This window comes from Streptomyces sp. NPDC050704 (assembly GCF_040654355.1).
Taxonomy (GTDB): domain Bacteria; phylum Actinomycetota; class Actinomycetes; order Streptomycetales; family Streptomycetaceae; genus Streptomyces.
The window spans coordinates 94,083-105,325 of the sequence record NZ_JBFAHW010000017.1 but is presented as its reverse complement, the minus strand read 5'-3'; the positions used below and the strand labels follow the sequence as shown (position 1 = coordinate 105,325).

8 protein-coding genes and 3 pseudogenes are annotated in these 11,243 nt (G+C 69.8%); 5 read left to right on the top strand and 6 right to left on the bottom strand.

What is annotated here, in order from left to right; translation table 11 throughout:
• Nucleotides 1-2: 2 nt before the first annotated feature.
• The 3 genes and pseudogenes from AB0I18_RS12615 to AB0I18_RS12605 all read right to left on the bottom strand — a co-directional run.
• Complete coding sequence (locus AB0I18_RS12615) at nt 3-1,931, bottom strand: DUF87 domain-containing protein (RefSeq protein WP_363105421.1); 1,929 nt, start codon at nt 1,929-1,931, stop codon at nt 3-5.
• Complete coding sequence (locus AB0I18_RS12610) at nt 1,918-2,619, bottom strand: hypothetical protein (protein ID WP_363105457.1); 702 nt, start codon at nt 2,617-2,619, stop codon at nt 1,918-1,920. The genes AB0I18_RS12615 and AB0I18_RS12610 overlap by 14 nt, the downstream gene beginning before the upstream one ends.
• Nucleotides 2,620-2,832: 213 nt before the next feature.
• Nucleotides 2,833-3,054 (bottom strand): annotated as a pseudogene (locus AB0I18_RS12605) (PrgI family protein); the annotation flags it as partial.
• 673 nt (nt 3,055-3,727) lie between these two features.
• Here AB0I18_RS12605 and AB0I18_RS12600 point away from each other — a divergent pair.
• The gene (locus AB0I18_RS12600) at nt 3,728-4,291 is read left to right on the top strand and encodes a hypothetical protein (protein WP_363105420.1); all 564 of its coding nucleotides are present in this window, start codon (nt 3,728-3,730) and stop codon (nt 4,289-4,291) included.
• Nucleotides 4,292-4,884: 593 nt separating this feature from the next.
• Here AB0I18_RS12600 and AB0I18_RS12595 read toward each other — a convergent pair.
• From AB0I18_RS12595 to AB0I18_RS12585, 3 genes are all read right to left on the bottom strand, one after another.
• Nucleotides 4,885-5,265, bottom strand: a complete 381-nt coding sequence (locus tag AB0I18_RS12595) for a pilin (protein ID WP_363105419.1) — start codon at nt 5,263-5,265, stop codon at nt 4,885-4,887.
• Between the two features lie 78 nt (nt 5,266-5,343).
• Nucleotides 5,344-6,273: a hypothetical protein gene (locus tag AB0I18_RS12590; RefSeq protein WP_363105418.1), complete on the bottom strand. Its 930-nt coding sequence runs from the start codon at nt 6,271-6,273 to the stop codon at nt 5,344-5,346.
• Nucleotides 6,274-6,871: 598 nt separating this feature from the next.
• Complete coding sequence (locus tag AB0I18_RS12585; RefSeq protein WP_363105416.1) at nt 6,872-8,110, bottom strand: hypothetical protein; 1,239 nt, start codon at nt 8,108-8,110, stop codon at nt 6,872-6,874.
• Nucleotides 8,111-8,384: 274 nt separating this feature from the next.
• On the opposite strand from AB0I18_RS12585, the pseudogene AB0I18_RS12580 reads away from it, so the two are divergent.
• The 4 genes and pseudogenes from AB0I18_RS12580 to AB0I18_RS12565 form a co-directional block, all read left to right on the top strand.
• Nucleotides 8,385-8,795: pseudogene (locus AB0I18_RS12580) on the top strand (transposase); the annotation flags it as partial.
• Nucleotides 8,796-8,954: 159 nt separating this feature from the next.
• Nucleotides 8,955-9,611, top strand: a complete 657-nt coding sequence (locus AB0I18_RS12575) for a hypothetical protein (protein ID WP_363105415.1) — start codon at nt 8,955-8,957, stop codon at nt 9,609-9,611.
• Between the two features lie 216 nt (nt 9,612-9,827).
• The gene (locus AB0I18_RS12570; protein WP_363105414.1) at nt 9,828-10,088 is read left to right on the top strand and encodes a hypothetical protein; all 261 of its coding nucleotides are present in this window, start codon (nt 9,828-9,830) and stop codon (nt 10,086-10,088) included.
• Nucleotides 10,004-11,044: pseudogene (locus tag AB0I18_RS12565) on the top strand (recombinase family protein); the annotation flags it as partial. The gene AB0I18_RS12570 and the pseudogene AB0I18_RS12565, both read left to right, overlap by 85 nt.
• Nucleotides 11,045-11,243: the final 199 nt, after the last annotated feature.

The following is an 11,243-nucleotide window of genomic DNA, read 5'->3' as shown; positions in this document are numbered from 1 at the left end:
GGCTACGTCCGGTCGAGCGCGATCTGATCGTCCGACGTGTCACCAAGCCCGTCTGTCGGGTCGGTTGACGCATCGAACTCGACGAACGCGCCCTCGGAGGTGGCGGTCGGCGGCTCGTCGTCGGCGTACGCGGCGAGCTCGGCCGGGTCTGTCGTGACGAGATAGTGCTCCGTCGACGAGGCGACGCTCTGGAACGAAACGCGCTGCGAGCCTGCGCAGAGGAGACCTTGTCCGCGATCCGCAGTGAGTACGAACTGTCGTTCGCCTTCGGAGAGATCGAAGGTCCGGGCGATCTCGTCGATGGCCTGGGGAGCCTGGCGGAGCAGGATCTGGGTGGCGGCGTTGGCGACCACGGCCTTGCCGAGCTCGCTGCCCAGCACGTCGGCGGTGTCCTGGGTGGCGACGGTCAGTCCGGCCCAGTGCTTGCGGCTCGCCTTGGCCATACGGAACAGGAAGTCGGCCCCGGCCGGCTCGCGCATCAGCAGCCAGGCCTCGTCGACGACCACCAGGCGAGGCCTGCGCAGCGCGGGGTTGGACACATGCCGCCACACCGCGTCCAGGGTCAACAGGGTGCCGATGGGCTTGAGTTCGTCGGGCAGGTCGCGCAGCGAGAAGACCACGAGATGCCCTTCGGGGCGGTGGGTGGTGGGCCCGGCGAACGGGCCGGAGAAGGCGCCGCGGACGTAGGGGTGCAGGCGCGCGGCCAGTCCGTCGCCTCCGCCGGAGCGTTCCAGCACGGCGGCGAGGTCGGACAGCAGGGGTGCCGGGCGCGTCCAGGTACGTGGATCCGCGATGATCCCCGCCTGCTGGTACGCCGCCACGAGGGCCCGGTCCAGGGCGGCCCGCTCTGCCGGATTCAGGACTCCGCCGAGCAGGACGCCGATGACGGTGTGCAGGAACAGCGAGCGGCGCACGAGCGCGTCCCTGGGGGCGGTGCGGCGGCCGTCCGGGCGGGTGTGGACGGGCAGGTCGAAGGGGTTGAGCCGGACGTGCTCGGCTCCGAGGTGGAGGTAGGTACCGCCCACCGCATGGGCGAGGCGGGCGTATTCGTCCTCGGGGTCGATGACGTGGATTTCGATGCCGCGGTAGAGCGAGCGCAGCAACTCCAGCTTGGCCAGGTAGGACTTGCCGGAGCCGGAGCGGCCTAGGATCACGGCGTTGTGGTTGTCCTGGGCGAAGCGGTCCCAGTGGACCAGGCCCTGGCTGCCGGTGTTGTACCGGTACAGCACGCCGCTCGGCGCGGTCGCCGTGGCCGGGTCGGCGGGCGGCAGGGCGGGGCTGGTGAACGGGAAGGCCGCGGCCAAGGCGCTGGTGTCGAAGGTGCGGCGCAGCTTTAGCTGGTCCAGGCCCATCGGCAGGCAGGTGACCCAGCCCTGCAGGCTGCGGTAGGTGGCCGGCTTTGCGTCCAGCAGCAGGCTGGCGGCCAGCGAGCGGACGGCGGCCACCTCGTCCACCAACTCCTCCTCGCCCAAGGCGTGCACGGTGAGGTAGAGGCCGAAGCGGTAGAGCTTGCCCTCGCCGCGGGCGACGCGGGCGGACAGGTCGTAGGCGTCCTCGGTGGCGGCCTCGACGTGCGGGTCGAGCAGGCGTCCCTTGTCCTGGGTGTAGCGGCGGCCGGACTCGAGCCGGGCGAGCTGCCGTTTGAGGCGGTTGGCGGCGGTGACCGGGTCGATCGGCTCGATGTGCAGAGAGACGTCCACGCGTCCCGGGTAGGTCAGCAGCGGCTGCAGCCAGCCGGGGTGCACCTCGCGCGGGTAGCCGGTCACAGCGAAGGAGGCCACCCGCTCGGCACCGATCTCCAGATGCCGGGGTGCCACGGTCAGGACGTCCGGCGCGAAGGCGCTGCCGTCGTACTCGGCCGCAGTGATGGACGGGTGCTGTCGGGACGCGAGCTCGGAGGACCGGCCGCGTCGCCGATCACGGTGCTTCATACAGGTCGACCTCCGTTCCGGCCGGGAGATATCCGCGGTGCGTGGACCGGTCGGTCTCCACCCGGCGGAGACCAGTGATCACGTCGCCGGACGCGGCCACGGCGGAGGACGGCGGCACGAGGCTGTCCGGATTGCACGCCGCGGCCAGGACGGCGGTGGATTGCCCGGCGTCCAGCGGTGAGACGACGATGCCGACGGGGCCCAGCAGCTCCGCGGCCTCCGCGAGCCGCCGCATCAGCCGTACCTCGGCGGCACGGTGGACGGCGTGGCCACCCGCGGGCGAGTGACGATCGGCCCTGCGCCGACCGGGCCCGCCGAACGGGGAGGCACCGCCGAGGCCATCCGCGGGACGCATGGAGCGGAGCGGTTCCCGCAGCACCAGCAGTACCTGGCGGCGCAGCAGGTCCGCGTCCCGAGCCAACTGCTGCAGGTAGTCGGCGTGTTCACGGGCGGCCGTCTCCAGCGCGGGGTGCGGCAACTGTGCGGCGTACTCGCGCAACTCGCTGATCTGATCGGTCCGATCGAGGTGTTCGGCACGTACGAGGATCTGCACCGGAGCAGTGAGCGAATGCAGGTAGCGCCTGAAGGCGCCGACGAGCGACTCCTGCTCGGCCGCAGTGCGCAGCGCGAAGTTGACGGTGCCGCAGACCGCGACGACGGCGACGCCGTCCGTCCCCAGGTCCACCACACCGGGCTCAGTGACATCTTGGACTGGCAGCCGCAATGGAGCCGGAGTCGGAGCGGTGTCCGAGGACATCTGCGGCGAGTTCGCCCCCGAGGGATCGTTGGGGGCGCGCTCCAGCAGCCAGGCGGGCGGCGGCGCGATGCCCTCGGGAGCCGTGATCAGGTGCCGCGGGGCCATGCGCTGGCGTACGGCCGCCAGGGCAAGCCGATCCAGCGACACCCCGTCGCGGCTGCCGAGCGCGAGCAGCACCGCCGTACCGCCTAGGGGGACGGCTGCGAGTAGGAAGACCGCTGGTGGCACCACGTCCCGGGTGAGCGACCAGATGCCGTAGAGCACGATGCCGGTCACCGCGAGGATGAGGAGCTGTCGGGCGTTCAGACCCGCGAGAAGATCGTCTTCGCGCTCGACGTCGGCAGGGATACGGACGGGAGTGGTCATCAACGATCACCTCCGGATCGGGTCGGGCCGCCGGGTGGTGGAGGCGGCGGTGTCCTGCGCGGCGGCCGTCCGGCGGGGAGGGGGCGCGGAATGTGGTGGGGGCCGGTGGCCCGTTGGTACGCAGCGGGGGCGCGGAGGGCGGTTGCGGGATCGGTTGTTGGAAGCGGGGCGGTCCTGGGGCCTGGGTGGCGCGGCGCACGAGCCCCGGAGCGGTCTCGGCCCCGCCACCGGGCGGCCGGAACAGCGGCGGCCCGGGGGCACGGGTGGGCCGAGGAACCTGGGTGCGCGGTGTCCCGGTAGCCCCGCCCGGCGGAAGGAATTGCGGCATGGGCGGGGTACCGGCCGCAGGCCTCACGGTCGGCGGCGTGGCCTGGCCGGGCGAACCCGGTCCCTGCGCAGGCTGATTCGGCGCGAGGAAGAGGGGCGGACCGGGCGGCCGCCGCGGCACCGCGGGTGCCAGCCCTCCCGGCTGAGGGCCGCCCCCGCCGGGCCGACGCCGGGCACCGGTCGGCGGCGGTCCGTGGCCGGGCGGCGGATTCGGGTTGACGGCAGTGGGCCCGGTGCCGCGGTGGATGTTCCGGCTGCTGCGGGTCGTGCCCGACGTGCCGCGCAGCAGCCCGATGGTCTTGTAGACCACAGCGGCGCGCACAATCCGGCCGGTGAACGACCGGCCGTGGCCGATCCGCACCGCGCCCAGGATCCAGAACGGGATCTTGAACAGGACGTAGACCAGGGCCAGCGCGACGAGAACGTTGACGAAGCCACGGGAGGTCGTCGTGCCGAAGGGGCTGAAGTTCCCCGGCGTCAGGAACACCCGGATCGCCACGATCAGGGCCATCGACTGGGCGACCTGGATGGCCAGCAGTCCGCCGAAGATCCGCCACCACCAGCGGGCGACGCCCTCGGTCACCGGCAGCGCATGGCACATCAGGGCCAGTGGAGCCCCAGCGACCAACAGGATGGTGAGGGTGACTCGCACCACGTAGGTGACCAGCAGTGCTACCAGGAGGACGGCGAACACGCCCCACATCAGGACCAGGAAGATGCTGTCGTCGGAGGTGAAGGAGGCGAGCACGAACTGCTGCAGTGCCTCCCCCGCGGAGTCCTCGTCCAGCCCGGCGCCGAGCACGCTGCGGGACAGCGCGTTGGCGAACTCGACCGCCTTGGCGGCCAGGACGAGCGACAGCGCGGCGGTCAGGAAGCCCAGCGGGATGCGCGGAGCGAGCTCCCGGAGTGAGTAGCGGGTCTGGACCGTCTCGTGTGCCATCAGCAGCACTCCGGCGGCCATGACCAAGAGCGCATAGACGGCGATCGTGATCTGCCACGAGTGGTCCCACAGGTCACGGACGCCCGGCAGGGTCGTGGGATCGGGCGTGGCGAGCAGCGTGTCCCCGAGGAGTTCGAGCAGTGGGTTGAGCGCGGCGCGCACCAGCCCTTTGAAGAAGGCGTTGATGGCGGCGGCGACGCCATCGGCGATCCAGTCGTCCACGCCGACAGGAGCGGCGTCGCCGACCGCGTGCGGCCTCTCCGCCGAAACGGTGGTGGCCGCGAACGCAGGGGCAGTCTGCTGAGACCGGCAGCCGTCAGCGACGCAGGGAACGGGGGCGTCGACCGGTGCGACGGTCGGCACTGCCACCAACGCTGCATGACCCTGGCCGACAGTCACAGGAGCGGGGGCGGGATCATCACGCCCCGCGTGCACACCCGCCAGCGCGGCCAGCAACACGCACGCAAGCGCGACCGCGGTGCCCCACCGCCTCGTGCGGCTCCGCGGTCGCGGGCGGCAGGCCCGGTAGGGCAACGAGACCGGAGGGGTCACACCGAAGGCCATCACCCCTCCGCCCCGACGATCCCCTTGAGGATCGCCACGACCAGCGGTGCCAGAGCCGCCAGGCCGTAGCCCCACCCGGCGCTCTTGAAAGCGGTCTTGGCCTTCTCGACCTCCCCGGGGTCCCCGCCGGCCATCAGGTAGCGGACTCCGCCAACGGTCAGGAACACCGTCGCCAACCCGGCGAGGATGCCCATGATCCAGTTACGGATGTTGTCCAGCACCTCGTTGACGGACTCGGCCAACGCCAGCAGCTGGCCGGGTCCGGTTTCCACTGCGTGCGCGGACGAGGCGCAGAACACGGATATCGAGGCGGAGAGGAGGGCGAGCAGCGCCCACCGGGCTGCCCGCTTCCGGGCTGTGCGCAGAGACTTCCGGTACATCTGGAGCACCTCCGATGGCGGGAGGGAACGAGCGGACGCGGAAGCCGATGGGGAACCCCCGCACCCGACAAGACCGCCCTACGCGGCGCCTTTGGACACGCCGGCCGAGACCGCGGCTCCGATCCCGGGCCGAGCGCCAACCAGCCGTGTGGATACGGACGGTGACGACCGGGCCATCCGATGACCGGGCCGCGGAGTGGCAGGGCTCGCGACATTCGCCATCGCGGCACCGGCCACCGGATCCTCCTCCCCGCCGGTCCGGATCCCCTCCCGCAGGAACTCGATCAGTCGGTACTCGGCCCGGCGCCGGGCCTTGTAGACGGCGCCAACGGTGGCACCGTGCGCGACCGCCCAGTCGGTGACGGACTCCTCATCCAGCCGCGTACTCCCGATCAGGTCCGCCTCGGTCCGGGTCAGGACTCCCGCCCGGACCGCACTGGCCAGCACCAGATCGGGATGCCCCCACGGATGCCTCGGCGGAGCGGACTCGAATCCGGGCCCCACGGGAGTAGGCGCATCCAACTCCTCGGACAGCGCGGCGAACCCCCGCCGGTACGCGGCCCACTTCAGCCGTACGAGCACACGCGGCCGATCCAGATCCACCGTGGCCAGCGCCGCCAGGAACCCGGAGAGCACCTCGGCATGCACGTCGTACGGGTCCGCGGGATACCGCGCCGTCAGTTGGCCCGAGACCTTGGCCAGTGCGGGCAGTGCCATCCCGGCGCAGGCCAGCGTCCAGGTGGCCCCCTCGGCCCGGGAGCGCCGCACCAGCACGGACCAGACGGCGTCCTTCGTCGCACGCGGGCAGTTGCCGCGGAGCAGCCGGCGGAGCAACTCATCCAGCGGGACCTGGCCATCGGGAAGTCCAGGAAGGTCGCGGCAGTCCAAGGACAGCGGCTGCGGGCCCGTCACCAGCAGGGTGAAGCACTCCCGGGCGATGTCCAGCGGGAGCTGTCGATCCGGGCGCGTACCCGCTGTCTTGTCGGCGCGAGTCCGTTTGCCTGACATGGCGGCGCCTCCTTCACGAGCGAGCGAACGTGATGACGCCCCCAGCAAGCACGCCCGCCGCCAAGAAAAGAGCAACGGACACCTAAAGCAGAACGTCGGCGGTCCGCTTTGGCGTCTAACGGTGCGGCGGTCTCATTGCGGCGTGCGACACCGTTGTGAGACGGCTCTGGGCGGAGGGTCGTAAGCACCGCTTAGTAACGCCGTAGTAGGGGCTGACCAGCCCATTTAGTAGCGCTCTAGGAGTTGTTCAGTACGTCGGTAGCAGCCGCGACGTCGATCACGAGCGCGCCAGCTCGTCGGCCAGTGTCGAAAACCAGGACGAATCCCGGCCTCTTGAAGCGACAGAGCACCTCGCAGCCGAGGAACAAGAGGGATCGGAGATGTCGCAGCCACATGACCCGGCGTACAGACACCGCGACACCGGCTGGCTGACAGAGATCGTCCGAGAGGTGGTCGCTGCTACTGGTGGTCTCACAAGAGCGTCCTCATGCCGGCAGCACCCCCAGAGGGACCCCACGAATCGAAGGTGCAGGTGGGGTCCGAATCCGCCAGCCTCCAGCAGCGACCGGTCCGCCGTCGGCGCCCGTGCGCCGACGCCTCAGTCTTCCTCGTCGCTTCCGCGCCGACGGAGCACTCGCTCGGCGATCCCGCTGGACAGGTTGCCTGTCACGGATCTGGCTCGGTCGAGGGTCTCGCTACCGAGACGTCTGGCGGCATTGACGCCCTCTGCTCCCGTCTCGAGCGCCCTGTCCCTCGCCTCCGCGGCCGCGTCCCCCCATCGTCTCGCGTCCAATGACCGTCGGCCGTTCTCGATCCCGAGCCGGCCGTGGAAGTCGACGACGGCGATCGCGACGTGGTTGCCCGAATGCACCACGGCCGGGGACGCGGTCGGGTGCAGCAGCACCTTCGTGTTGGCCGTGCCGACAGCCGCATCCACGCGGGCCATCAGACGCTCGGTGCTCCGTGAGATGAGTTCCATCCGGTTCTGCCGGGCAGCCCGAAGGGCGAGGCGATGGCTGTCCAGCTCATCCGGAGACGCATCCAGCACGCGGTCGAGTTCGAGCACGGCGATCGCGTCGTGCAGTTGGAAGCAACGAGCCAGAACGGCGAGCCACTCCCGAACGATGGACTCCGCGTCCTTGGACACTTTGGCGAGATCACCGATCTTGGTCTTGTGCTCCATCTTCTCGGCGAGCGCGTCGAGTTGGCGCAACGCGTAGGCTTGGGTCCGCGCGATCGTCATCGGCGTGGCCTGCACCTTCGGCCACGTGATCTCGGAGACCCGACCCACCTGCTCCCGGACGGTCATGGCCTCCTCGATGACGAAGCCCGCTCCGATCATGTCCGCCAACACCGCGTCCTGCTGAGCGCGGAGCACGTCGTCGACCTTCTCGTCGATCGCGGCGAGATAGTTGGTGATCTCGTCCATGGTCTGCTGCATCGCAAGCTGCGCCATGAGCCCCGCGGCACCCGCCAGACGCGCCGGATTGGTCAGAAACGAGCCGGGCGTCCTCGCCAGTTCGAGGAGGCCCTTGATCTTGCCGTCCTTTGTCAGCACGGCACGGCTGACATCCGCGTGCGAACCTTTCATCAGCTCGTACTTCTTGAGAGCTTGCGCGGACTGCTCGGTCAATTTCACCCAGCGACCCGAGCCGGCTGCAATCTCGGAACCTGTCTGCGCGGCTCCGGCCACGGCACTGAGGGTGGATCCGAGCCTTGGCAGTCCGAGGTCCTTCGACGGCAGTCCTTCGGAGACGAGGAAGCGCTCGACAGCCGTCGGACTTCCGATGACCGCCAGGCCATCGCCGTCGCTGATCAGCTGAAGGTCGTCATCCATCGTCGGCTCCTGAAGTGGCTCTTCGCAGTTGAGGGTGTGGGCGGTGTGCGCGGCGGTGGCCGGGTGGGGGGCGAGGTCCTCCAGTGAGGGAAGTTCTCACACTGCCCATCTGGAAGACCTTGACGTGCCTGACGCTATCTTCGCCTGTCCTGACCCGACTACGTTCTGGCGCCTCGATGAGCTCGGCCTGGAGATGATCAGGCAGCGATTGGAGCTGGACGAGGGCCGCCGCCGCGTCCAGCAACAGCACGGGCAACCGATCCGCTGTAGAGGCCGACGCACCCTGCGCACCGGCGCCGACGGGCTCACCGAACGCCGGCACGAGCGGATCACGGCCCTGTTCGCCGTCCAAGAGCACGTCGAGGTCGAGGCGACCTGGGGCATCTGACCAGCGCATGATCGCCGCCTACCGGCACCTTGAACGTGCCCGCTGGCGCGAGCGCATGAAGACGGTCATCGACGCGGTCGCCACCGGCGCGCCCGCAGCGTTGAGCGAACTCGTCCCGCCGACGTCCTGGCCTACTTCGCCTGCCCCTGCACCGGCAACGGCCCCGCCGAGGCGATCAACGGCAGGCGCGGGCACTTGCGCAGCCCCGCGCTCGGCTTCCGGAGCCTCACCAACTACATCGCCCAATCACGACTCGAAGCCGGCGGCTTCAGGCCGCGGCTACACCCTGGATCGTGAAGAGCCTCCAAGTAGGTGTTGTTTCGGTACCTGCCTGTAGGGCTTTGCGGTGAGTAGCAGCACAAGCGATCGCGCCCAAAGGATGGAGCGGTGTCGAAAACGCGGCCGATTTCAGGCCTCTTGTAGCGACAGAACACTTCGCCCGAAGAGGAGTGGCTCATGCCGCAACCGGACCGGCCTGGCAGCAGGGGAGACGCAACCTGGCTGACCGACGGCGTCCTCGACGTCATCGCTCGCTACAGCCGGCCAAGTGACCGCGTGCTCCTGCTGGCCTCGCGCTCGGACGTGGCTCAAGCAGTCCGTCTCGCCGCACTGAAGCGGGCCGCGGAGTCGGCCACACGACTGGGCAGGACCGTGGAGACGCGCAGGGTCGACCTTGCGCGCCACTTCGGCACTCCCTGTACCGAGGATCCGACCGAGCCCGAGTCCGTCTACGGACCGACACATCCCCCTTCGGACCCGCAGCCGCCGGGCGCAGTCGCACACCGGACTCCGGTGCATCGACCGGAGTCCGACGCGGTCGGCCCCGAGCGCTTCGACACCGTGATCGCCTACGTGGACTCACGGTCCGCGGCCTGGGCCGATCATGTTCCTTGGAATGAGCTCCTCGGGCGCGCTGGGCTCCTTGCCTTCCTCACGTACAGTCACCGCGGCTGCGATGGCCCGACCGGCCTCGCCGACTTCTTGGCGGGTATTGCCCACCGCGTCGGGCTGGTCCAGCTCGACCAGGTCGCGGTACCGGGCGCGCCGGATCAGACGTATGCGGACCTGCTGCTATTCATCCCACCGCTGCCAGGCGCAAGGGACGAGCGATGAACACGCGCACCCGCCCTCAAGCAAGCCAAGGGCCTCCCCGGCAAAGGTTGTTGAGTATTACTCTGGGTTCTCCGCCCCGCCGACGCGGTGTAGACCCAGTCAGGCGACAAACGGTCTCCGTGCCAGGCCCTTCGGCATCGAATCTCGTTTCCGTCGATTGGGCATCCCCGTCTCCTGGATCTGTTCCCGCATGGCTGCACAGTGCGGGAAACCGGAATGACGGGCTTCGAGGCCATGGCTGAGGCCGCCGCCGAGCGCCCCGACCGGTCGGCGGGCGGACGCTTCGCCCCCGGCGAGCGGGTCCGGATGGTCTTCGAGATCCAGGTTCTGGATGGTCCGGAGGGCGCCCGGCTCCGCCGCGAACAGGCGCAGGTGATAGGGGAGGTCGTGGAATGGGTGGCCCAGAGGCGATCCGAGCCTGGATCGAGCGGGGATCCGGAAGAGCAGAAGCGGCAGCCGGGACGCGATCCCAGCTGATCCGGGTGGCATGGCTGGGCCGCACCTCCACCCGTGATCTCCAGGACCCCACGCTTTCCCTGCCGCGGCAACTGCGCAACAGCCGGGCCGCCCTGCCCGAGAACGCGGCGATCGTCGCCCACTTCTACGACGTGGAGTCCGGGCGCATGGCTCTGGATGCCCGCGGCCACGGCACCGCGCACGAGGCGTTCCAGATCTCGATCCCGCGAGACGGCAGCATCCAGGACCTCCTGGAGGAGGCGCAGCGGCCCGACCGACGCTTCGACGCGGTGATCTGCGAAGCGATCGACCGGATCGCACGTACCACCTACTTCAGCACCAGGATCGAATACCAACTGGAACAGGCCGGCGTGCCCCTGCTCGCAGCGGACGAGCCGATCCGCCTCGATGTCGGCCCTCGCAAGGCCAAGGCCGCCACCCAGGTCCTCACCCGCCGGATGAAGCAGGGCGTGGCCGAGTGGTACGTCACCGAGATGCTGGAGAAGTCCTGGGCGGGCTTCGAGATGCACACCGAGCAGGGCTACAACATCGGCAAGCCGTGCTACGGCTACCGGGCCAGGCCGATCCCGCATCCGGTCCCCGCCAAGCGCGCCAAAGGGGTCAGGAAAACCCTGCTGGAGGTCCACCCCGTCGAGGGCCCGGTGGTGCGGAGAATGTTCCACTGGCGAGTCGTGGAACGCCTCAGCTACCAGGCGATCGCGGACCGGCTGAACCGGGACCCGGCTCTCAACCCGCCCCCGTCGCCGATCCTGGCGGACACCGCGGTCGGCTACTGGACGTACTCCAGCGTCCGCGACGTGCTCACCAACCCGAAGCACACCGGGCACATGGTCTGGAACCGGCGGGCCCGCAAGGGCGGTGGACGCAACCGGCCCAACCCGGTGGAGGAGTGGGTGTGGTCGACCGAGCCCACCCACGAGGCACTGGTGGACCTCGAAACGTTCGTCCAGGCCCAGCAGGTCGCCGAACACCGCGAACGCTCCCGTAGCGCCGCCGGAGCGAGCCGGCATCCGCAGGCGCAGCGGATCTACCGGCTGCGCGGTTTCGTGTTCTGCACCCGGTGCGAGCGCCGCTTCTACGGCAAGCCGAGCAAGGGCCTCAATTACTACGTCTGCGCGCCGAAGAAGCCGTACCGGCCCGCAGATCACCCGGCGA

Excerpts from the sequence above, each read along its gene's own strand:
- AB0I18_RS12575 (WP_363105415.1), top strand. The coding sequence starts at position 8,955 with ATGCCGCAACCGGACCGGCCTGGCAGCAGGGGAGACGCAACCTGGCTG.
- AB0I18_RS12585 (WP_363105416.1), bottom strand. The coding sequence starts at position 8,110 with ATGGATGACGACCTTCAGCTGATCAGCGACGGCGATGGCCTGGCGGTC.
- AB0I18_RS12615 (WP_363105421.1), bottom strand. The coding sequence starts at position 1,931 with ATGAAGCACCGTGATCGGCGACGCGGCCGGTCCTCCGAGCTCGCGTCC.
- AB0I18_RS12570 (WP_363105414.1), top strand. The coding sequence starts at position 9,828 with ATGACGGGCTTCGAGGCCATGGCTGAGGCCGCCGCCGAGCGCCCCGAC.
- AB0I18_RS12590 (WP_363105418.1), bottom strand. The coding sequence starts at position 6,273 with ATGTCAGGCAAACGGACTCGCGCCGACAAGACAGCGGGTACGCGCCCG.
- AB0I18_RS12595 (WP_363105419.1), bottom strand. The coding sequence starts at position 5,265 with ATGTACCGGAAGTCTCTGCGCACAGCCCGGAAGCGGGCAGCCCGGTGG.